The organism is Arhodomonas sp. SL1, from assembly GCF_052060015.1.
Lineage (GTDB): Bacteria > Pseudomonadota > Gammaproteobacteria > Nitrococcales > Nitrococcaceae > Arhodomonas.
The window spans coordinates 158,338-180,205 of sequence record NZ_JBPODZ010000006.1 but is presented as its reverse complement, the minus strand read 5'-3'; the positions used below and the strand labels follow the sequence as shown (position 1 = coordinate 180,205).

General features: G+C 67.7%; 20 protein-coding genes. 4 read left to right on the top strand and 16 right to left on the bottom strand.

The annotated features are described in order from the left end of the window. Positions 1-2: 2 nt before the first annotated feature. The 7 genes from ACQ754_RS10695 to ACQ754_RS10665 form a co-directional block, all read right to left on the bottom strand. A complete protein-coding gene (locus ACQ754_RS10695) occupies positions 3-1,259 on the bottom strand; it encodes a DEAD/DEAH box helicase (RefSeq protein WP_440997017.1) in 1,257 nt (418 codons plus the stop codon). Positions 1,260-1,441: 182 nt separating this feature from the next. Beyond that, a complete protein-coding gene (locus ACQ754_RS10690; protein ID WP_440997016.1) occupies positions 1,442-1,885 on the bottom strand; it encodes a YaiI/YqxD family protein in 444 nt (147 codons plus the stop codon). Positions 1,886-1,966: 81 nt separating this feature from the next. Beyond that, the gene (locus ACQ754_RS10685) at positions 1,967-2,629 is read right to left on the bottom strand and encodes a dienelactone hydrolase family protein (RefSeq protein WP_440997071.1); all 663 of its coding nucleotides are present in this window, start codon (positions 2,627-2,629) and stop codon (positions 1,967-1,969) included. After that, positions 2,626-3,168 carry a hypothetical protein gene (locus ACQ754_RS10680; RefSeq protein WP_440997015.1) on the bottom strand — a complete coding sequence of 181 codons (543 nt, stop codon included), beginning with the start codon at positions 3,166-3,168 and terminating at the stop codon, positions 2,626-2,628. Before ACQ754_RS10680 ends, ACQ754_RS10685 begins: the two co-directional genes overlap by 4 nt. A gap of 137 nt (positions 3,169-3,305) precedes the next feature. Then, on the bottom strand, positions 3,306-3,656 hold the full coding sequence (locus ACQ754_RS10675; RefSeq protein ID WP_440997014.1) for a hypothetical protein: 351 nt from the start codon (positions 3,654-3,656) through the stop codon (positions 3,306-3,308). A 163-nt stretch (positions 3,657-3,819) separates the two neighbouring features. Next, positions 3,820-4,479 (bottom strand): PAQR family membrane homeostasis protein TrhA, encoded by a 660-nt coding sequence (gene trhA, locus ACQ754_RS10670; protein WP_440997013.1) that lies wholly within the window; start codon positions 4,477-4,479, stop codon positions 3,820-3,822. 40 nt (positions 4,480-4,519) lie between these two features. Then, complete coding sequence (locus ACQ754_RS10665; RefSeq protein WP_440997012.1) at positions 4,520-5,647, bottom strand: diguanylate cyclase; 1,128 nt, start codon at positions 5,645-5,647, stop codon at positions 4,520-4,522. Positions 5,648-5,809: 162 nt separating this feature from the next. Between ACQ754_RS10665 and ACQ754_RS10660 the strand changes: the two genes are divergently transcribed. Then, the gene (locus ACQ754_RS10660) at positions 5,810-6,379 is read left to right on the top strand and encodes an NAD/FAD-utilizing enzyme (protein WP_440997011.1); all 570 of its coding nucleotides are present in this window, start codon (positions 5,810-5,812) and stop codon (positions 6,377-6,379) included. A 67-nt stretch (positions 6,380-6,446) separates the two neighbouring features. Here ACQ754_RS10660 and ACQ754_RS10655 read toward each other — a convergent pair whose 3' ends face one another. The 4 genes from ACQ754_RS10655 to ftsH all read right to left on the bottom strand — a co-directional run bounded on the left by ACQ754_RS10655 (position 6,447) and on the right by ftsH (position 11,346). Then, positions 6,447-6,821 (bottom strand): hypothetical protein, encoded by a 375-nt coding sequence (locus ACQ754_RS10655; RefSeq protein WP_440997010.1) that lies wholly within the window; start codon positions 6,819-6,821, stop codon positions 6,447-6,449. Between the two features lie 82 nt (positions 6,822-6,903). After that, complete coding sequence (locus tag ACQ754_RS10650; protein ID WP_440997009.1) at positions 6,904-7,191, bottom strand: SelT/SelW/SelH family protein; 288 nt, start codon at positions 7,189-7,191, stop codon at positions 6,904-6,906. A gap of 35 nt (positions 7,192-7,226) precedes the next feature. Then, complete coding sequence (locus ACQ754_RS10645) at positions 7,227-9,341, bottom strand: 3-hydroxybutyrate oligomer hydrolase family protein (RefSeq protein WP_440997008.1); 2,115 nt, start codon at positions 9,339-9,341, stop codon at positions 7,227-7,229. A gap of 94 nt (positions 9,342-9,435) precedes the next feature. Next, positions 9,436-11,346: an ATP-dependent zinc metalloprotease FtsH gene (gene ftsH / locus ACQ754_RS10640; protein ID WP_440997007.1), complete on the bottom strand. Its 1,911-nt coding sequence runs from the start codon at positions 11,344-11,346 to the stop codon at positions 9,436-9,438. 149 nt (positions 11,347-11,495) lie between these two features. Between ftsH and ACQ754_RS10635 the strand changes: the two genes are divergently transcribed. Further along, positions 11,496-11,957 carry an RT0821/Lpp0805 family surface protein gene (locus ACQ754_RS10635; protein ID WP_440997006.1) on the top strand — a complete coding sequence of 154 codons (462 nt, stop codon included), beginning with the start codon at positions 11,496-11,498 and terminating at the stop codon, positions 11,955-11,957. Positions 11,958-11,963: 6 nt separating this feature from the next. Here the strand turns inward: ACQ754_RS10635 and ACQ754_RS10630 are convergent, their stop codons facing one another. The 3 genes from ACQ754_RS10630 to ACQ754_RS10620 form a co-directional block, all read right to left on the bottom strand. Next, positions 11,964-12,599 carry a class I SAM-dependent methyltransferase gene (locus tag ACQ754_RS10630; protein ID WP_440997005.1) on the bottom strand — a complete coding sequence of 212 codons (636 nt, stop codon included), beginning with the start codon at positions 12,597-12,599 and terminating at the stop codon, positions 11,964-11,966. Positions 12,600-12,673: 74 nt separating this feature from the next. Then, the gene (locus ACQ754_RS10625) at positions 12,674-13,594 is read right to left on the bottom strand and encodes a patatin-like phospholipase family protein (protein ID WP_440997004.1); all 921 of its coding nucleotides are present in this window, start codon (positions 13,592-13,594) and stop codon (positions 12,674-12,676) included. A 101-nt stretch (positions 13,595-13,695) separates the two neighbouring features. Then, on the bottom strand, positions 13,696-15,039 hold the full coding sequence (locus tag ACQ754_RS10620) for a hypothetical protein (protein ID WP_440997003.1): 1,344 nt from the start codon (positions 15,037-15,039) through the stop codon (positions 13,696-13,698). A gap of 452 nt (positions 15,040-15,491) precedes the next feature. On the opposite strand from ACQ754_RS10620, the gene ACQ754_RS10615 reads away from it, so the two are divergent. Further along, positions 15,492-16,094, top strand: a complete 603-nt coding sequence (locus tag ACQ754_RS10615; protein ID WP_440997002.1) for a histidine phosphatase family protein — start codon at positions 15,492-15,494, stop codon at positions 16,092-16,094. A 329-nt stretch (positions 16,095-16,423) separates the two neighbouring features. On the opposite strand, the gene ACQ754_RS10610 is transcribed toward ACQ754_RS10615, so the two are convergent. Continuing rightward, positions 16,424-17,023, bottom strand: a complete 600-nt coding sequence (locus tag ACQ754_RS10610; RefSeq protein ID WP_440997001.1) for a 2-hydroxychromene-2-carboxylate isomerase — start codon at positions 17,021-17,023, stop codon at positions 16,424-16,426. 142 nt (positions 17,024-17,165) lie between these two features. Between ACQ754_RS10610 and ACQ754_RS10605 the strand changes: the two genes are divergently transcribed. Next, on the top strand, positions 17,166-17,924 hold the full coding sequence (locus tag ACQ754_RS10605) for a DUF1499 domain-containing protein (RefSeq protein ID WP_440997000.1): 759 nt from the start codon (positions 17,166-17,168) through the stop codon (positions 17,922-17,924). A 20-nt stretch (positions 17,925-17,944) separates the two neighbouring features. Here the strand turns inward: ACQ754_RS10605 and ACQ754_RS10600 are convergent, their stop codons facing one another. Continuing rightward, positions 17,945-21,838 (bottom strand): DUF3683 domain-containing protein, encoded by a 3,894-nt coding sequence (locus ACQ754_RS10600; protein WP_440996999.1) that lies wholly within the window; start codon positions 21,836-21,838, stop codon positions 17,945-17,947. Positions 21,839-21,868: the final 30 nt, after the last annotated feature.

The window sequence follows — 21,868 nt, the reverse complement described above, 5'->3', positions numbered from 1 at the left end:
GGTCAGGCGCGCCGGGACGCCCCCGCGTCCCGACGTTGGCCACCGCCGCGACGGCGCTGACCGGCCTCCGGCGGGCGCCGGCGCCCGGCGGGCTTCTTGAACAGCGGCTCCGGGCGCTCCGAGGGATCCGGCTCGAAGCCGGCCACGGTGTGCTTGCGGATACTGCCGCCGAGCACCTTCTCGATGCCCTTCAAGAGCTTGAGCTCGTCGACGCAGACCAGCGACACCGCCTCGCCGCCCTTACCGGCCCGGCCGGTGCGGCCGATGCGGTGGACATAGTCCTCGGCGACGTTGGGCAGATCGAAGTTGACCACATGGGGAAGGTGCTCGATATCCAGGCCCCGTGCGGCGATATCCGTCGCCACCAGGATCCGGGTGCGGCCCTGCTTGAACTGGCCCAGCGCGCGGGTACGCGCCGCCTGGCTCTTGTTGCCATGGATGGCGGATGCCGCCAGGCCGTCCTGGTCCAGCTGCTTCGCCAGGCGATCGGCGCCGTGCTTGGTGCGGGTGAACACCAGCACCTGCCGCCAGTCGCCGTCACGGACCAGGTGGCTCAACAGGCCGCGCTTACCCGCGCGGGAGACGGGATGAACGGTCTGATTGACGCTCTCCGCCGCGGTGTTCCGCTGGGCCACCTCGATGCGGGTGGGTGAGCGAAGCATGCCGCGGGCCATGCCGGCGATCTGCTCGGAGAAGGTGGCAGAGAACAGCAGTGTCTGGCGCTTCGCCGGCAGCGCCGCGAGCACACGCTTAATATCCGGCAGGAAGCCCATGTCGAGCATGCGATCCGCCTCGTCGAGCACCAGGGTCTCCACGGAGGAGAGGTCCACGGTCCCCTGATTGAGGTGGTCGAGCAGCCGGCCCGGGGTGGCGACGAGGATGTCGACCCCGCGGCGCAGGGCTTGCAGCTGCGGGCGCATGGAGACGCCACCGAAGATCGGCGTGGATTTGAGGGGCACATGCCGGCCATAGGTGTCCACGCTCTCCTGGACCTGGGCGGCGAGCTCACGGGTCGGGGTGAGCACCAGCGCGCGGACCCGCCGCGGACCGCGCTCGGGGCGCGTCTGCATCAAGCGCTCCAGCAGCGGCAGGGTGAAACCGGCGGTCTTGCCGGTGCCCGTCTGGGCCGCAGCCATAACATCCCCACCCTCGAGGATGGTGGGTATGCCCCGGGCCTGGATGGGGGTCGGGGTGTCGTAGCCCTGCTCACGCACGGCACGCAACAACGGCTCAGAAAGGCCGAGATCATTGAAAGACATTGTTCGGGGAATACTCCTGGCTTGCCCACCCGGCCAAAATTCAGGCGTCGGGGTCCGGTCCAGGCGAAAAGTGGAAATCGAATTCGGGCAGGTCCTGGGAAGGGAAAAACCGCGAAAACCCGATGCCGACCGGCGGACATCGACGGCGCGGAGCATACCATAGTTTTGCGACGTACATAGCCCTATCTCGCCGCGAGAAGCCGATCGAGCTGGTTGGCAAAGGCCCGGCGGTCGGCTTGGCTGAGCGCCGGGGGGCCGCCAGTATCTACGCCGCTGGCACGCAACGTCTCCATGAAGTCCCGCATGGTCAGGCGTGCCCGGATGGTCGCATCGGTATAGCGCTCGCCCCGCGGGGTGATGACGTGGCCGCCACGCTCGAGCACCTCGGCGGCGAGGGGGATGTCGCTGGTGATTACCAGATCACCGGCCTCCACGCGGCGGACGATCTCGTTGTCGGCCACATCGAAGCCGGGGGAGACCTGCAGCGCCTGGACATGGCGCGAGCGCGGCACCCGCATCGGCTGGTTGGCCACAAGGGTGACCATCACCCCGGTACGCTCCGCAGCGCGGAAAAGGATCTCCTTGATCGCCCCTGGACAGGCGTCGGCGTCCACCCAGATCTTCACGGCCCATGCCTTCGCTCACGGTATGCACCGACATGCTACCCGAGCGCGGCGGCGACGTAACCCCGGGACGCACGCCGAGGGTCAACGCGCGGGTGAGACACAGTCCAGGAACCAGTCGCCGGCCAGGCGGGCCACCTGATCGAGGGCACCCGGCTCCTCGAAGAGATGGGTGGCCCCGGCAACCACCTCCACACGTACCGGCCCCCCGATCCGTTCCGCCGCGTCCCGGTTGAGGGCGAGGACTTCCGGGTCGTTGCCGCCGACGATCAGCAGGGTCGGCGCCTTGACCGCCGGCAGATAGGCATCGGCGAGATCCGGCCGGCCACCCCGGGAGACCACCGCCGACACACCCGCCGGTCGGCGTGCCGCGGCGATGAGCGCCGCCGCGGCCCCGGTACTGGCACCGAAGCAACCCACGGGCAGGTCCGCGAGCTCCGGGGATCGCGCCACCCAATCCACAGCCCCGACCAGGCGCTCGGCCAGAAGCGGGATATCGAAGCGGTAGGCCCGGGTGACCCGGTCCTCTTCGTCCTCCTCCGCGGTCAGCAGATCGAGCAGGACGGTAGCCAGACCGACGCCGTTGAGGTGCGCGGCGACGGCCTGGTTTCGTGGGCTGAACCGGCTACTGCCACTGCCATGGGCGAACAGCACCACGCCCCGGGAACGTGGCGGTTGCGCCACTTCCGCCTCGAGCCACGCCCCGGGGACCGGTACGGTGGTGCTCATCGACGCATCCCGCCTCAGGCCGTGCGACGGGCCTGCCCGCTGGTCGCCTTCTCCCCGGCGCCAGAGGAAGCCTCCTCGGCCTTACCGCTGGAACCGACGGCGGACTGTCCCGCCTGCTGCATCGCCTGCGAGGCCGAATCCGCGAGGTCCTGCCAGACACTGAACACCGCGCTCAGGTCCGGGAACGGCTGACCGCCACGACGGCTGCCGCTGGCCGGCAGCATCTGCTCGGCGCCCTGGAACCAGGCAGACCACATCCGCTCCCGCAGGTCGATGCCCGTTCGCGTCATCGTCGCCACCGCCCGCACCGGCTCCTTCAGGGCCTCGTTGTCGCCGTTGCCCTTCTCGAAGGCCTCGACGGCCTCCCGCTCCAGACGGATGGCCTCTTCCACCGCCTCCCGCGCCGTCTTCAGCGCCTTCTGGTACTCGCGGTCCATTCCGCGCGGCTCCTGCAGAGTTTCCTGGAAGATGTTCATGGACTCCCGTGCCAAGCGCTCGTTGAGCTCCGACCACTGACGGAGGATATCCATGGTTTCGTTGCGTTGGGTCTCATTCATCGCTGGACCTCCTTGCCTTGCGTCCATTCATCGATGGCTTTTTGCGACGGGTGAGCTGCCGCCTCGCGACTGCCCACCCGCATCGTTGATCAAGAAATGGGGGCTTGGCGGCGCGTGCTGCGCCGCCGGCCCGCGCGTCAGACAGGTGCGCTGAGACGCGTCGCCCGAGCGGACTCGCCTCTGCAGAAAACGTAGCGATGACGCCCCGTACCCACATCGGGGAACACGCCGCCATCAGAAACCCCGGAGAGACCCACCGCGACCCCGGCGGGCTTGCTATCGGAAGGAAAATTGTGATCGTCAGCCAGTTCCATTGCCTTGATCTCCACGCGCTGACCGAGCACCGGCATCCCATCCCGGATCAGCACCAGCGCCGGTACCAGCACCCCCACAATGGGGCCGCTGCCGTCGCCGCAATCTACATGGAGCTGCGCGTATCCGGAGGCCAGCTGCTCCGCATGGACCATCGTTCCCTGTATCTGCATCATCCCTCTCCTCCTAGTCCATAGGCGCCCCCTTTCTCATCTTCCTTTTTCGTTTTCGCCCACTGTGCGCTCAAGTATGAACAAGCGTAGTTGATCCAGGTCAACGACATCGGCGCACTCATCGGTTCGCCGATGAGCGGTCCGCGGGGAACGGGCGACGCGGTGCTCACCCCGCGGGACGGAGCACGATACCGGTAAGCACCGCCGCATAGTGACAACCGGCCGCGACCATGACGATCCCATGCCAGACCGCGGTGTGATAGGGCATCCGGGAGAAGAGGAAGACCCCGACGCCCAGGGTATAGAGCCCGCCGCCGACGACCAGGAGCACCAGGGGAGCGGCCGTCAGGCCGGCCGCGAGGGGCCGGACCGCCGGAAGTACACTCCAGCCCAGCAGCAGGTACAGGACGATGGAGTACCCATAGCCAAGGCGGCCGGCGAGCTTGAGCCCGGCCCCGCCCAGCGCGACTGCCCAGACGAAGACCAGTAATCCCCACCCCCAGGGTCCGTGGAGAACGGTCAGGGTAAACGGCGTGTAGGTGCCGGCGATCATCACGAAGATCGCCGCATGGTCGAGGCGCTGCCGCAGTGGCGCGCGGGCACCGGGGCTCGCCAGATCATGATTGGCCAGCGCGGAGGCGATCAGCATGGCGAGCAGGCCCGCCGAATACAGCACGGCCCCAGCCACGACCACCGCCTCCCGCCGCATGGCAGCAAGCAGCACGAGGATGATGACGCCGGCCAGGGCCACCGCGATTCCGGCCCTGTGAAGCCAGCGGTCGGCACGCTCCTCGGAGTAACTGTAGGCGCGTTGTGACCAGGCCATATCAGCCCCCTGCTGAGACTGCCTCCTGCCGTGATAGCCGTCAGCTCGACGGTGATGCAACGGCTCCGGCGGCGGTACCGACCACGCGATTGCGGCCCGTGCGCTTGCCCTCGTAGAGCATCGCATCCGCCCGGCTGAGCATGGCATCGATCCCCTCGCCAGGCTGGAGTTCAGCCACGCCGATGGTCACCGTAACTTCCACCCCCGCCACGGGCTGCTCTTCGATGGCCCTGCGGCACCGCTCCGCCATCCGCTTGGCGTCGTCGAGGGGGATCTCGGGGGCCACGATGAGGAACTCCTCCCCACCCCAGCGGGCCACCAGATCCGGTTCCCGTACCGATGCCTCGAGCCGCCGGGCGACCCCCTCGATCACCGCATCGCCGGTGCCGTGACCGTAGGCATCGTTGACCTTCTTGAAGTGGTCGATGTCCAGGCTCAGCACCGACAGCGGCCGACGGTAGCGGCGCGCCGCGGCCACCTCCTGGTTGAGGAAACGATCGGCGGCACGTCGGTTGGCGAGCCCTGTCGGCATGTCGGTGTTCGCCCACTCGTCCAGGATGTCCGCGCGCAGCAACGCCCTCTGCAGCTCGTCGCGCATCGCCGTGGCGGCGCTGGTGAGCACCAGCAGCAGGCCGAGGAAGAGATGCACACGCAGGAGGTAGAACGTGGACTCCTGCGAGACCTCGCCGACACGCCACTCCCCGGCGACGCCGGCCACGGCGATCAGTGCCGAGACGAGCACGATGACCGTCCCGGCGAGCAGTCCCCGCTTGTGGTCCAGCACCACGAAGCTCGCCACGATCAGCGCACCCACGGCCCAATAGTGGCCGCCCACCAGCACGAGCAACTGCTCATCGATGGGCGCGGAGAAATGAAAGTGCCAGGCGAGGCGGGCGAGCACCATTGCGGCGAGGGTACCCAGCATCAACCCCTCCAGCAGGCGCAGGGGCATGCGCGGCCACCACAGCAACGGCAGCATGGCGGCGAGGACCAGGGCGAAGATGGGATAGAGATAGGCGATAAAGGCATCTCCGGGATGCCGCATCAGCCAGCTCAACACCACAATGATGACCCCGAAGCCCAGGGCGAAGCCGTAGACCCGGCGCTTGCCCGCCTCCAGCCGTTGCACCCCGGGATGCACGCGTTGGGTTGGTGTAGTCCCCGGCATGACCTACAGGATAGCCGGATCCCGGCCCGGACGTAACCGACGGCGACGACGGACCGGGCCGCGTACGGGCGAACCCGCATGGCGATAGCGGCAGGGGTAATCTATCTTTAATTAACAGTGGCGGGTGGATCCCCGCGCTGCTTGCGTTTCTGGGAGGCTGCCATGCGGATGAAGCGCTATTTCTTCATCAGCTCCGACATGGACGACCTGGAGCGACTCGAGGAGGACCTGGAGCGGGCGGGCATCGTAACGCCCCAGTGTCATGTCCTCACCCTCGACGACGCCGAAGCGGAGAGCCACCGCCATCTCAATCAGGTCAAGGCGCTGATGAAGCGGGACCTCGTCCACTCCACCCTCATCGGCGCGGTCATCGGGGCGGCTCTTGCGGTGCTGGTGCTGATCATCGCGGGCGTCATGGGGTGGTCGGATACCGCCGCCGGGTGGCTGCCGTTCATCTTCCTCGCCGTCATCACCTTCGGCTTCTTCACCTGGGAGGGCGGGCTGCGCGGTATCGAGACCCCGAACCAACGGTTCCGTGACTTCGAGGACGCGTTGCAGCAGGGACGCCACGTGTTCTTCGTGGATCTCGAACCGGGGCAGGAGGCCTTGGTCGATGACGCGGTCAAGCGCCACCCCACCCTGGAGCCGGCGGGCACCGCGGCCGGTGCACCGCACTGGGTGGTGCACTGGCAGCACCGGGTGAAGTCGTTTTTCGTGCATACCTTCCCGTGATGTCCGCCGGGTGCCGCCGGTGCACGGTTGCACCAGCGACGCACACCCGGCGCACAACCGCAGGGCGTCAACGAACCCGCTGCCCCCGGTAAACCAACCGACGGGCCGGGCGGGCAGTCGTTCGGCCGGTATGTCGGGACCCTCCATCCGATCCGTGGGCTTCCTCGACGAGCGCCCCACGATAGCGCCGCATCGACCCCCGATCCCGCTCCGCCTGCTCCACCGACGACGTCTCTCGCTGTTCCCCGCCTTGGTCGAGCAAACGACGTTCCAGTGCCCGGGCGAGCTGCTGGACCTCCCCATCCTGCAACGGACGCGCCTGCTCGAGCAGGGTAGGTACCAGCTCCGGATCACTCAACGGCGGCGTGGACTCCCCCTCCCGACGCAGACACCGCCGCAGCTTCATCGCCAGGTCCGTCATCTCTCGATCCAGCTGAATCATGCCGTTATCCCCCTATGGCACCGAGTGACGCAATGCACAAATCGTGCCTTGGCGATTACACGCGCCTGGGGTAATTACGATGTCAGCCGGCCCCCTTGCGGTCTGCATGACCGAGGGGTCGCTCCGGGGCGATACGGTCACGGACGAGCTGCTTGAGCTCGGTGATCTCCGGGAAACGGCCCTGCTCCTTGCGCGACCAGATCCGCTCCCCCTCAACGATCACCTCGAAGACGCCGCCCGAGCCGGGACACAAGGTGAGCCCGCCGATCTCGTCCTCGAACGTGGTCAGCAGCTCCTGGGCCATCCATGCCGCCCGCAGCAACCACCGACAACCCGTGCAGTAGTGGATCTCGACCCTGGCGTGTTTCATATAAGTTGTCTCGTCACGCGCATACCGAAAACAGCCTACTCCGGAATGCGCAACACACCATCGGAGAATACGATGCGCTCGCTGCCCGCAGGCTCGTCGGCAATCGCCGGCACATTTTCTTCGCTCAACGCCGGCGCGTCCTCGCCGCGAGGCAGCGTGCGCACCACCTGGCTGGGCGGAAGGGGATCCCCTTCGCGCAGGTGGTCGTACACCAGGTCCAGGGCCTGGAAGAAATAGTGGTGGAGCGGGACATACCGCTCCGCGACGGCCGGGAAGCCGTTGAGCACGTCCAGGTGGTGCGCGTTGAGGATCTCATAGTAACGCAGGCCACTGTCCGCTCCCTCGATGCGGCGATTGAGGGCGAAGTACGGGCGCGAGGTGTGGTTGATGGGTAGGATGGCGTCGGCTCGACCGGTGACGAACACCGCGGGCTTGCCCTGGAGGTCGCCGCCGGCACGGACCGCCTCCACACCCTCGGCGATGCGCGTCGCCTGGGTTGCCGCCTCCCCGCCCAGCGGCGCGCCGCTGGCCGGATCCTGATCGGCGGCCAGGCGCCGAAGACAGAGCAGCGCGTCAAGCCCATGATCGGGCAGGCCGCTGGAGGTGGAGGTGGCCTGCGGTAGGGCCGTGGGGCCAGCCGCCGCCGCGTCGTGGATGAGCGCCACCCCCGCGGTCGGCGGGATCCCGTTGCTGGTGGCGAACAGGGCCGCCTCGGCGGCCTCCGCCAGCGGCGCCGGTGCCCCGTCCTCTGCTGTCGCCGCCATGGAGACCTCGCAGAGCCGGTCGGTGACCGGGAAGCGCCCGTAGGCATTGGCGTAAGTCACCGAGATGCCTGGGGCGACGCCGAGCCCGAAATGCAGGGGCGCCAGCAGGTTCTGCTCCGGCTGTATCGAGAATTCCTCGTTGAGGATCCGCTGGGCATCGGCGGAACGGCTGGCGGTATTGTCGCCGCTGACCAGTCCCTTGGCGGCGAGGGCGCTGCAGATATTCTCGGCCACGTCGAAATCGTTGAAGGTGGCGTTCATCGGGGCCGCATCGCGGACACCGGGGGCAATGTTGGCACAGCCCTGGTACAGCGCCAGGGCGCTGGTATAGTCGAGCAGGCTGCGGCTGTGGCCGCTGATGGGGGGCTCATCCCCCTGCTGGATGACAAAGCCATCGTCCACCATTGGGTTCACGTTGGGCTCGGAGACGGCAACGCCGTCGATCAGGCCTTCCTCATCCTGCTCCGCCGCGCGGACCGAGGCACCGCCGCCGTTGGAAACGCTGGAGGCGATGACCAGCACGTCGTCAGCGGTGATGCTGCGGCGGGCCCGGCCCAGGGCGTCGGTCTCGCCGTAGCGCTCATTGAGCACGAACAGGCCGAACCGGATGGAATCCAGAACATGGCGCCCCCAGTCCGCCTCGGGGTTGACCTCCGAGTGGGCGTGCTTGAACGCGAACCGGTGGGGCCACGCCTCATTGAAGGCGGCACGCTCCGAATCCCCCAACGGGGCACGGAACTGGGCCTCATCGCCCGCCTCCGCCGCATCGGCCAGCCGCCCGTCGAGGCGCTGCACCGTATCCCGTGCCAGATTATGGGCCCCGGTTCCGGTGCCCTTGTCGGTGTAGACCACCGCGCAGCCGCGCTTCAGCCCCCACTCCCCGGCGGTGCCAATGGCCCCGTAGATGCCGCGGGAGCCCGACGAGGGGGCGGTGACCATGCACGCCCGATCCGGGTCGAAGGCGTCGGGGACCTGGACCATCATGGTTACCGGCGGGCCCTCGTCGTAGCGCGCGTAGGCCAGGTATTCGTCGCCGGGGACGAGCCCCTCGCCATCGACGCCGACTGACGGCCCGAAGAACTCGCCGTAACCCCCGCCCGGCGCGGTATCCACTAGGGCACGGTAGTTGTTGTATATGGCCAGGCGCCGGAGCTCGGCGGTGGTGGGCGCGACAGGATCGGCGAAGCCGGGGGCCTCGGCGCTGGCCAGACCTGATGCACCGAGACCGGCGGTCAGCAGGTCGTCGCCGTCACCGTCGTGGCGGGCCTGGACGACCTCATCGTCGAGGAACTGGGGTCGCTCGTTGAGCGGTGGCAGGTCGCTGTCGCCATTGCAGGCAAACAGGAAGGCGGTACCGGCAATGCCGGGCAGGAACCAGCGGGACATGACAACCTCCGTGTGGGGGCGCTTCCACACCCCTTCCGCCTGGGTGGTTCCCCAAGCATAGGCGGCGCTCCGGCGCCTGCCTACCCCGCAGGCCCTACCTCCCGCGGGCGGCAACGCCGGCGTCGCCCGCGCTCTCCAGGACCTCCCCGATCTCATCGGCATCAAGCGTCTCGCGCTCCAGCACCGCCGTCGCCAACCGGTCGAGGCCGTCCCGGTGCTCGGTGAGCAGCTCCTCGGTGCGGCGCTCTGCCTCCTGCAGCACGCGCCGCACCTCCTCATCCACGAGCTCCGCCAAGCGCTCGCTGTGGTCCCGGGGTTGGGCCATCTCCCGCCCGAGAAAGACGTGCTCCTCGCCGACATTCAGGCCTACGGGCCCCACCTTCTCGCTCATCCCCCACTGCGCCACCATGCGGCGGGCCAGCTGGGTGGCCTCCTTGAGGTCCTGCTGGGCGCCGCTGCTGACCTCGCCGAAGACCAGCCGCTCCGAGACCCGGCCACCGAGCATCACCGAGATGCGGTCGCGGAGATAGCTCTCGTTGAGGTTGTAGCGCTCCTCCCGCGGCGTCTGCTCGGTCAGTCCCAGGGCACGGCCGCGGGGCACCACCGTAACCTTCTCCAGGGGGTCGGTATGGGTGAGGTAGAAGGCGGTCAGCGCGTGGCCGCACTCATGGTAGGCGACCATGCGCTTCTCCTCATCGCTCAGCGTATAGTCGCGGCGCTCACCGAGGACCAGGTTGTCCCGGGCGGTGTCCAGGATCTCCGCGTCCACCTCCTCGCGCCCCTGGCGCGCGGCGATGAGCGCGGCCTCGTTGATCAGGTTCTCCAGGTCGGCCCCCGAGAAGCCGGTGGTCCGCTCGGCGAGATGCCCCAGGTCCACGTCCTCGGCCAGCGGTACGTTGCGCGCGTGCACCTCGAGGATCGCCTTGCGTGCCTCCTTATGGGGCCGCTCCAGCATCACCTTGCGGTCGAAGCGCCCCGGTCGCAGCAGCGCCGCATCCAGCACATCGGGGCGGTTGGTGGCGGCCAGGACCACGACCTTCTCGTGGGGCTCGAAGCCGTCCATCTCGGCGAGGATCTGGTTGAGGGTCTGCTCGCGCTCGTCGTGGCCGCCGCCCAGGCCGGTGCCCCGGGCCCGGCCGATGGAGTCGAGCTCGTCGATGAAGATCAGCGACGGCGCCTCGCTGCGGGCATTCTGGAACATATCCCGCACACGGGCGGCGCCGACGCCGACGAACATCTCGATGAACTCCGAGCCGCTGATGCTGTAGAACGGCACCCCTGCCTCGCCGGCGACGGCGCGGGCGAGCAGGGTCTTGCCGGTGCCCGGTGGCCCGACCATGAGCACGCCCTTGGGCATCTTCGCCCCCAGGGCCTGGTACTTCCCCGGGTGCTTGAGGAAGTCGACGATCTCGCGGAGATCGCGCTTGGCGGTCTCCACGCCAGCGACGTCATCCATGGTCACCGAGGGGTGCTCCTCGCGGAACCGCCGCGCCTTCGAGCGACCGAACTGGAACATACCCCCCGCGCCGCCACCCATCACCCGGCGCTGGGCGAAGTACCAGAGCCAGAAGAAGAAGGCGAGCAGCAACAGCCACGGCAGGACATTGATGATCAGCTGCTGCCACCACGCCAGTTGCTGGCTCTCCGCGCGGATGGTCACCGCATGCTCCTCGAGCAGGTCGAGCAGGGCCCGGTCCTCCAGCTCGGGACGAATCGTGCGGAAACGCTCCACGGCCTGCTCACCGCCGCGAGTGCGCGCGCCCCGCTCGGTGAAACGACCGCGGACCTCCTCACCACGCAGGGTCACCTCGGCCACCTCCCCGGCTACCACCGCCTCCTTGAATTCCGAGTAGGCGATGGATTGCACCCCGTCCTCGGGGGTGAACTGGGTCCAGTAGGAGACGAGCATCAGCAACGCCGCCATCCACAGGAACACGTACCAGGTGGGGACCTGCTGCTGCCCTCCCCCACCGGGGCCGGGGGCCGGCTGCCTGTCTTCGCTCACGGCTTCCTCCCTGCGGCGAGCCATGCCGCTTTCACCATCCTAGCAAGCCCTTTCCTCCCGTGTCGGTGAGCGCGCAACGGCGGGGCTGGACGTCGTCACCGCATCCGTCTACGTTGCCAGTATCCACACCATCACAGGGACGACGCCCAATGCGCACCAGGACAACACTCGCGATCACACTGGCCGCGGCGATAGGCCTCGGCGGCTGCGCCACCGATCAGGGCCCCAGCGAGCAGGTCGGCATGGTCATCGGCGGGGTGCTCGGCGGCGTGCTCGGCCACCAGGTCGGGGGCGGCACCGGCCAGACCGCCGCCACCATCGCGGGCACCATGATCGGCTCGGCCATCGGCGGCAATATCGGCCGCACCATGGACGAGGTGGACCGCCGGAAGGTGGGCACCACCCTGGAGACCACCCGTACCGGGGTGACCTCCACCTGGCAGAACCCCGACACCGGCGCGGAGTACGCGGTCACCCCCACGCGCACCTACGAGACCTCCTCCGGCCCCTGCCGGGAGTTCACCATGGAGGCAGAGATCGGCGGTGGCACGGAAGAGGTGTACGGCACCGCCTGCCGCCAGCCCGACGGAAGCTGGCGGATCCAGGAGTAAGACCGCTCAGGCGGGCCGCTCCGCCGCCACCACCACGAAGCCGCACCGGCCCCTGCCGGGGCGGAGGGGGTCAATCGCCGGGACATCGGCCCGCGCACTGGCCAGGGTCTGGCCCCAGTGCTCGATGCGAAAACCGCCGTTGCGGAGCAGCCGCTCCACTTCGGCGGCGGAATAGAAAGTGGCCTCCCGGTAGAAGACATCCTCCTCCTGGTGCAACTCATAACGCCGGCCAAGGGGGCTGTCCCGGTCGATGAAGCCGATCACCAGCGGCGCACCGGGGCGCAGCACGCGATAGGCCTCCGCGATCATGGCAGCGGCCGAGTCCACGAAGCAGATGGTGGTCACCACCAGCGCGTGGTCGAAACAACCGTCGACAAAGGGCAGCTCCTCGGCGGTACCCGCAACGGCCTGCACGCCCCGGGCGGCGGCGTAGGCGAGCATGGCCGGGGACGGATCCACGCCCACTTGCACGCCCAGCGGAGCGGCGAAGCGCGCGCTGCCGACCCCGATCTCAAGGCCGCGCCCCTTCCAGGGTACTAAGGGTCGCAGTGCCAGCAGCTCGGAGATGTAGGCGAGCTCATGGGTCTCGAACCAGTCCTCGTACCGACGGTGATGCGCCTCAAAGGCTGCTTCCCGCGCCATGACTTCCCCTCAACACCTTCGATACCCGATCGGCGCCTCGCCGCGGTCAGCCTGCCATCCAGGGTCTTGCCCGCCTAGCGGGAGGGCTGTTCCGCAATCCCCGCCTCGCGCAGCGCTGCCTTCAACCGCTCGGCGGCGGGCCGCGCCTGCTCCAGGATGGTCTCGATTCGATGGAAATGCAGCAGCCGGACACCACCGGTATCCGGTTTGAGGTAGATATCCGGCTCCGAGACACGCCTGCGCGCCGCGATGATGGACTGCTGCATGATCTCGAAGGTGTTGAACACCACGTCACTGAGCCCGTCCCCCTCCTCCGGACCTCCGCGGCGCCGGGTACCGGATACATCAACGGCGATGACAATGTCGTATCGGCCATCGAGCAGATCCGACGGCAACGGATTGGACGTACCCCCATCGATAAGCAGCTGGTCCCCATGCGGAACCGGCGAAAAGAGGCCGGGTACGGCCATACTGGCGGCGACCGCATCGAAAAGATCACCGCTGTCCAGCACGACGGTCTCACCGCTCCAGTAGTCGGTGGCCACTACCTCGAGGGGGATTTCCAGCTCCGCGAACTTGCGCGCCTCAACCTTGCCGGCGAGAAAGGCCAGGAACCCGCTGGACTCAATCAAGCCACCATCCGCGATGTCGACCCGAAGGAGGTCGCCCAACGTAAGCTCTGCGCTGGGATCGAGCAGCCGCGAAAAGGCCTCGAACCCCGTCCCGCCATAGGTCGCGAAAACCGCACGGATCTCCTGCGCGCTCATGCCCCCGGCATAGAGTGCCCCCATCACGGCGCCGATACTGGTGCCGGCGATCCGATCCGGTTTCACCCCGAGATCGTCAAACGCCTGCAGCACGGCAATATGCGCGAGGCCCCCGGCACCGCCGGAGCCAAGAGCCAGCCCGATGGAGGGCCCTGGGGCCCCGTGCACCGCCCCTGCCGGACGGAGCAACAACAAAACGATAACGAACGCGGCGATCCTGAGCTTCATAGTGTCCTTATAATCGATATGTAGACGCGTAACCGCAGCAGAAGACTGAATGCCGGCAACCGGCCGCACAAGCGATTCTCGACGGTTTGGTGGGATTCCGACTACCGTCCCGTCGGCCGTAACAGGCCCTCCAGGAGGTAGGGATCGTCGAAGTGGCGGCGGCCGATGAAGGCGATGGCGTGGTGGCCGCGCTGGCGCATCGCGCCGGCGCTCGGCACACCCAGGGGCCAGAGCAGGAGGCGTTCCGGCCGAACCGACTCCGGAATCAACCCGTCCTCGTCGTACAGGCTGGCGTTCCCACCGTCGGGCATCGGTAGCGAGCGCAGGCGGTCCTCGGGCATGGGCGTCAGCGTCACGCGCCCCTCACCGCGGGCGTCCACCGTCCGGGCACCGAGGAAGTAATGGCGGCCATGTTCCAGGGCCACGCGAACACGCTCCCCGGGGCCAGGCCGCGGCGCAGGCTGGGGCGCAAAGACCGGCTCCTCGGTGGGCGGCAGATGATCCACCGCCCGCCAGCCCGGCCCCGGCAGGAGGGTGTAGTAGCAGCCGCAAGCATGGATGCTGTCATAGGCGAGCACGTCGCCGTCCGGTGCCAGGGTAACCCGCAAGGTCACCGCATCCAGGGGACCGGCGTAGATGTCGAACGCACCCTTGGGCGCGCGCCGCGGGAACCACAGGGTGTAGTTGAGCTGGGGCAGGACCTCACCGTGGAACCGCGTCCACGAGAAGTGGCGGTACTCGACGGGCTGGGACATGTCCACCCAGGGACGGGCACCATCCTCCAGGCGCACCGTGCCGGGGCGGTCCGCCCCACTGGTGGTTTCCACCGCCCAGGCCGGCGCGTGGGCAGCCAGGAGCCTGCGTCGCTGCCCCTTGGTCGGGGCGGGGATGCCGAGGGCGTCGCGGGGGAGCGCGTGGACCATCGCTTGGCCCGCCCCGTCGAACCGGTTCGGCAACGGCGCGGCATACTCCCGCAGCAGCTCGTCGTCCGGCCCCGCCTGCAGCAACGCCTCGAGGCGCTGGTGTAGCGCCCGGACCCGCGGCCGCGCCAGCAGTCGGGCCAGGGGATAGAGGCCGGCCACCCGCATCCAGCCCGCGTACGCATCCGGCACTGTAGCGGCCTCGCGCAGGCGCGCCCGGGCCTGGCCGTCGGCGCGAAGCCGCTCGTTGAGGATCGGGCGGCAATGATCCAGGGCATCGGTAAGCTCAGGCGGCAGGCCGGAGGACTCCGCCGCCGGCGCCCAATGGGCGGAAAGGCGCTGGCGCGAGACCGGCGGCAGATTGGCGAGCTCATGTTCCCGGGCTACCGCATCAAGGCGGGAGAGACGCGCCAGCCAGGCCGCGAACCGCGGTTCCGTGTCGGTCTCCTCCCGAAAAGAAGCGAGGGGACGGTTGACACGGAGCCAGGGAAACCCCTCGATACGCTCGCTTGCGGCGTCCCGCACTCCGGCCAGTGCGACTTCTTGATCCGCACGCTCGAATAGTGCCGCGCACGCAGCAGGCCGGTCCTGCCCCGTTTCCACCGGGGAACGTGGCACGCTCGCGCACCCGGACACCAGCAGCGCCGTAATGAGCGAAAGCGCCGCCCCGCCACACCACGCCTTCCGGCCTCTCCGATATGCCGTCACTCCACAGCCCTTACCACACACTAGTGCAATCCTCGGCCGTATCTATCTTTCAGTGTAGGAAAGTTACTCGGTAATCCCGCCGGCTTTCCGGCACTCCCCCCGACGGCCGGTACTGCACCGTTCACGCCGGTTCAACCGCCTGTGCGCATAACGCAACAAGGGACCGCGCGGCCTACAATGAGTAAGGAGGGTCTTCAGGGGAGGGCCGGCCTCGCTACCGAGACGGCGGCACTCGGACAATGATGTCGCTCATCCCCGGGGAGACGTTGATGCTGCAGCGACAGCCTCGCAAACTGTTGTTGGCAAAGGTGCTGGCATTGATGGCCACCCTGGCATTGATCGCCAGTGCCAAAAGTGAGGCGGCGAGCACTGGTGACGCCTGGGCGGCCCTGCGCGAGCCTGGGGTTGTCGCCGTGATGCGCCATGCCATCGCACCGGGCACCGGTGATCCCGCCGACTTCGAGTTGGGGGACTGCTCCACCCAGCGCAACCTCGATGACCGCGGCCGCGCCCAGGCCCGCGCCATCGGCGCGGCCTTTCGCGACAACGGCATCCGTGTCGATCGCATACTGACCAGCCAGTGGTGCCGCTGCCGGGAAACGGCCAGGGAACTGGGGCTTGCCCCTGTCCAGGAGTTCCCACCATTGACCTCGTTTTTCCGCGACCGTAGCCGCGCCGAGGAACAGACCCGCCGGGCACGGGAGTATCTGGCCCACTTACCGCCGGGACGGATGGTGCTACTGGTCACACACCAGGTGAACATTACCGCCCTGACGGGGGTGTATCCTCGCTCCGGTGAAGCACTTGCGGTGACGGCCGAAGAGGACGGCACGGTCCGGGTGGTAGGGCGCATCATCAGTAACCCGGATTGAGATTGCCGTGGCGACGCAGGGGCGGACTTCGGCCGACACGCCGTGAACCCCGTCTCTCCCGGCCTTGACGACGTCCTTGTCAAGACCGGCGCGGCATTTTATGCACAAGCCACTGCAGCCAGGTGCGCTGGTGCATCGCAACACCGCCCGCCGTCAAGAAAACATTCGGAGAAAACATAACCCTCTGTTTTTATTGATAGCGATGTCGGTGTCCATTCCGTGGCCAATCCAACGGCAGGCCTTTCTCGACGCGGGATTAGGGATCGTCTCTACGGTTTGTTCACAGAGTTATCCACAGGTTCTGTGAACAAACGATGACAAGCCCAGGCTCATCCTTGAGCCAGTTTGCGCTCGACGAAGTCAAGGCGGTCCTGGCCCCAAAACGGTTCACCCTCGACGATGTACCACGGGGAGCCGAAGACGCCACGGTCGATTGCCTCGCGGGTCGTTGTCTGGAACGCCTGCTGTGCGGCCTCGCCGGTGGCCGCATCCATCAGCTGCGCCCCGTCATGCCCGGTAGCCTCGGCGATTTCCCGGACCGTAGGCGGGTCGCTCACATCCCTTTCCCCGGCCCAGCACGCGGCAAGCAGGGCATGCGCCAAGGCGAGCGGATCCCCACCCGTGGCATTCGCCGCATGGACGGCCCCCGCCGCCAGGTCGTCGTTCACGGGGAAGTATTTCGGCTCGAGGGTGATCGGCAGACCGCGCTCTCGGGACCAACGCTCCAACTCGATGAAACGGTAGTCCTGGCGCGGCTTGGCTCGCTGCGCCGGCGGCACCCCGCCCGTCTCCTGGAATACCGTCTGCACCTTCACCGGTTTGACGTTCACCCGCGCTGCGTGGACTCCGGCGATGCGTTCGAGCTCGCGGCTACCCAGATAAGCGAATGGCGAGATCATGAAGAAGTAATAGTCGATAGACCGGCTCATCTCGTAACCCTCCCCAAGAATCGCGGCTTCACGCCCAGACCGCCGATCGCCCGCTCCGTCGAGGACGATACGCCTGGCCCGAGAATGCCCTCTAGGGCACAGTATCCTGCCAGGAGACAGGCGATGACAACGAGACGGTGACATGAACAAGGAAACACGCCCGCATCGGCTGTCGGGCGCAATGGCGGCCCTTGCCCTTGCGGCATTCGTGCTGAGCGCGCTGTTGATGGGGGCGGCGGGACCGGCCTATCGATTCGACTTCGCCTCCCTGGGGACGGCTTTCGAGGCCCTCCGCTATGGCACCTACGGCGCCATAACCGCCGTCGGCCTGGGGCTGATCACCCTGATCGTCGCCGTATGGGGCAGGCGCCTGCGCCCCGCCCTGGTCGGCGGCCTGGTAATCCTGGGCGCTATCGCCCTCGTGGTCACGCCCTATCTTCACTGGCAGCGCGCCCAGAGCGTGCCGCCCATCCATGACATCACCACGGATACCGCCGATCCGCCGGCCTTCCGCGCCCTGGCCACCGCCCGGGACAAGGCCCCCAATGCCGTGAGCTATCCGGGCGGCCGGACGGCACGGCTGCAGCGGCAGGCCTATCCCGGGATTGATCCCCTACGACTCAATGCCCCGCGGGCACGTGTCCGCGAGGCCGCCGTGGCGGAGGTCCGCGACCGCGGCTGGGAGCTCGCGGCGGTTACCGACGATGCCATCGAGGCCACGGCCACCACGTTCTGGTTCGGTTTTCGCGACGACGTGGTCATCCGCCTTCGTGACACCGGCAACAGCGTGCGCGTGGACATGCGCTCTGCCTCCCGGATCGGCACCAGCGACGTCGGCACAAACGCCGCCCGGATCCGCAGCTACCTGGAGGCGCTGCGGCACCGCGTGACGGCCCGCTGAGGCCGCCACCCGCGGGCACGCTACAGCAGCACCTTCTCGATGCCGCCCGCCTGGGCGCGCTCGATGAACCGCTCCTGCCAGCCCTCGCCGAGGATGTGGTTGGCCATCTCGATGACGATGTAATCGGCCTCCACGCCGGTATCTTCCTCGTAACGCGAGAGCCCCTGCAGGCAGGCCGGGCAGGAGGTGAGCATCTTCACTTTGCCCTTCTCGGCCGTGGGCGCACCGGTGAGCTCCTCGAGCGCCCTGTTGTACTCCTCCTCCTTGCGGAAGCGCACCTGGCTGGCGATATCCGGACGGCTCACCGCGAAGGTGCCGGCCTCGCCGCAGCAGCGGTCGTTGAGCGGTACCTCCTTGCCCATGAGCGTGCTGGCGGTCTTCTGGGCGTCGTGGGTCTTCATCGGCGTGTGGCAGGGATCGTGGTACATGTACTGCACCCCGTCGACGCCATCGAGCTGATAGCCCTTCTCCAGCAGGTACTCGTGGATGTCGAGCAGCCGGCAACCGGGGAAGATCTGCTCGAACTGGTACTTCAGGAGCTGATCCATGCAGGTGCCGCAGGAGACGATCACCGTCTTGATGTCCATATAGTTCAGCGTGTTCGCCAGCCGGTGGAAGAGCACCCGATTCTCCGTGGTGATCTGCTGGCCCTTGTCCAGGTCGCCGTTGGAGGTCTGCGGGTAGCCGCAGCACAGATACCCCGGCGGCAGCACGGTCTGGGCGCCGGCCTCAAACAGCATGGCCATGGTGGCCAGGCCGATCTGGCTGAACAACCGCTCGGAGCCACAACCCGGGAAGTAGAACACCGCATCCGAGTCCTCGGTGACGGTTGCCGGGTCGCGGATGATGGGTACGGTCTTGTCGTCCTCGAGCCCGAGCATGGCGCGGGTGGTGCGCGAGGGGAGCTTACCCGGCATGGGCTTCTTGACGAAGTGCACCACCTGGGCAGGGACGTTGGAGAGATCCCGGGTGTGCTTTGGGCGCTTTTTCGGCTCGGCGTCCGGGCGCTCGCCGCCACTGCCCGCGAGCCCGGCGCGGCGGGCAACGTGATGGGCGAGGCGCTGGGCGCCGTAGCCCCACTGGATCATGCCCTTGCGCATGACGTTGATAGTGCGCGCGTCCTTGACGTTCAAGAACGCCATGGACGCCGCCGTCTGCGGGCTGGAGCGGCGCTGACCCTTGCCCTTGAGGATACCGCGCATCTTCACGGTGACGTCGCCGAAGTCGATGTTCACCGGGCAGGGGGTGACGCAGCGATGGCAGACCGTGCAGTGGTCGGCCACATCGTTCATTTCCTCCCAGTGGTGCAGCGAGATCCCGCGCCGGGTCTGCTCCTCGTAGAGCACCGCCTCGATCATCAGCCCCGTGGCGAGGATCTTGTTGCGCGGGTTATACAAGAGGTTCGCCCGCGGGATGTGAGTGGTGCACACGGGCTTGCACTTGCCGCAGCGCAGACAGTCCTTGATGTCGTCGTTGAGCTCGCCGAGCTCGCTGGCCTCAAGTATCAGCGCCTCCTGCTGGAGCAGCCGCAGCGAAGGCGTGTAGGCGTCGGACAGGCCCGAGCCCTCCAGGAGCTTGCCGCGGTTGAACCAGCCCTGTGGATCCACCTCCCGCTTGTAGGCGGCGAAGCGCTCGGTAACGGCCGGGTCGAGGTACTGCATCTTGGTGATGCCGATGCCGTGCTCGCCGGAGATCACGCCATTCAGCCGCCCGGCCAGTGCCATCACCTGATCCACGATGTGGTCGGCCTCGCGCATCATGGCGTAATCGTTGGAGTTCACCGGGATGTTGGTGTGCACGTTTCCATCGCCGGCATGCATGTGTAGGGCGACGAACAGCCGGCTGGAGAGCACGTCCTGGTGGATGGCGTCGATCTTACGGCGTACGGGCTCGAGGTCGCGGCCGTCGAAGATCTCCTTCAGCCGCTCCTCCACCTCCCGGCGGTAGGAGATGCGCAGGCTCCGCCGCAACAGCAGATTCGCGATGGTATCGCCCTCGCGCCGATCGGCCCGGGCGGCGTCATCCAATAGCGCTTCCAGGGCCACCGGGTCCCCGTCCATGTTGTCGAGGATGGCCCGCCAGCGATCCCCCACGGCGTTCAGGTGCTCGATGGCCGCGGTGCACTTCTGCTGGAGGATGGACCCCCCTTCCTGGGAATCCTCGTAGTGCTCGCGGTCGAGGTAGTCGGGGCGGCGCTTGAGCTCGGGCAGCGGCCCGGCCAGGTGCTCACGCAGCTCATCGAGCAGGCGGAGCTTGTTCTTCAGGGACTGGACGATGTTGATCCGCTCGATCCCCTCGCTGTACTCGGCGAGCTTATCGAGGGGGATCACCACATCCTCGTTGATCTTGAAGGCGTTGGTATGGGCAGCGATCGCCGCGGTGCGGGAGCGGTCCGCCCAGAAGGTCTTGCGCGCCTCGGCGGAGACGGCGATAAAGCCGTCGGCATTGCGCTGGTTGGCCATACGCACCATCCGCGAGGCTGCGGCGGCGCAGGCATCCTCGTCGTCGGACGCGAGGTCCGCGACCAGCACCATCTTGGGCTTCTCGCCCCTCGCCCCTTTGGGGGCATAGCCGACGGCACGAACGTAGCGCTCGTCCAGATGCTCGAGGCCGGCGAGCTTGACGGAGTCATCCGCCTGCAGGTCGTCGACGATCTCCACGATGGCGGGCACGGCCTCGTGGAGGTCGGTGCCGTAGAACTCCAGGCAAACCGTGCGCATGTGCTCAGGCATGACATGGAGGACGAAGGTCGCGGAGGTGATCAGCCCGTCGCAGCCCTCCTTCTGCACGCCCGGCACGCCGTTCAGGAACTTGTCGGTGACGTCCTTACCGAGCCCCACCTTACGGAAGGTCGAGCCGGGGAAGGCGATCACCTCGGGCTCGCCTTTGGGGGTCTCGCCGTCGGCCCCATAGCGGGTCACCCGGAAGCGCACGGTCTCTTGATCGTGGATCTTGCCCAGGTTGTGGTCCAGGCGCTCCACGTCCAGCCACTCCGCATCGGGGGTAACCATGCGCCAGGCCGCCAGGTTGTCCAGGGCCGTCCCCCAGAGCACGGCCTTCTTACCGCCGGCATTCATGGCGACGTTGCCGCCGATGGTGGAGGCGTCCTGGGAGGTGGGGTCCACCGCGAAGACGTAGCCGTGCCTCTGGGCCAGATCCGAGACCCGGCGGGTGACCACGCCCGCCTCGGCGCGCACCGTGGCGACCTCACGATCCAGGCCCGGGAGCATTCTCCGCTCCACCGGCCCCAGGCCCTCCAGCTTCTCGGTGTTGATGACCACGCAGTCCTCGTGCATGGGCACCGCCCCGCCGGTATAGCCGGTGCCCCCACCGCGGGGGATGATCACCAGGCCCAGCTCCACGGCAGTCTTCACCAGCGCCGCCATCTCCGCCTCGGTGTCCGGGCAGAGCACCACGAAGGGCACCTCCACCCGCCAGTCGGTGGCGTCGGTCTGGTGGGAAACCCGGGAGAGCCCGTCGAAGAGGATATTGTCCTCGCGGGTATGGCAGGCGAACGCGCGGCGGGCGCGCTCGCGCCTGCGCCGCAGATCCGGGAACCACTGCTCGAACTCCCGCACGGCGGCACGGGCCTGCCCCGCGAGCGCCAGCGCCTTTTCGTTGCCCTCGGCCCGGGCGACGATCTCGTCGAGGCGGTGGTCCATGGCCTCGATCAGGGCCTTGCGGCGCTTGGCGTTGTCCAGCAGATCGTCCTGGATGTAGGGGTTGCGCTTGACCACCCATAAGTCACCGAGCACCTCGAAGAGCATGCGTGCGGAGATGCCGGTGCGGCGGCTGCCGCGCAGCTCGTTGAGGGTGTCCCAGGCGTCCTCGCCCAGGTAGCGCAGGACGATCTCGCGGTCAGAGAACGAGGTGTAGTTGTAGGGGATCTCTCGAATGCGGGCAGTTTCGGTCATTCGATCCGATTCATGTTGCGCTGCGAAGAA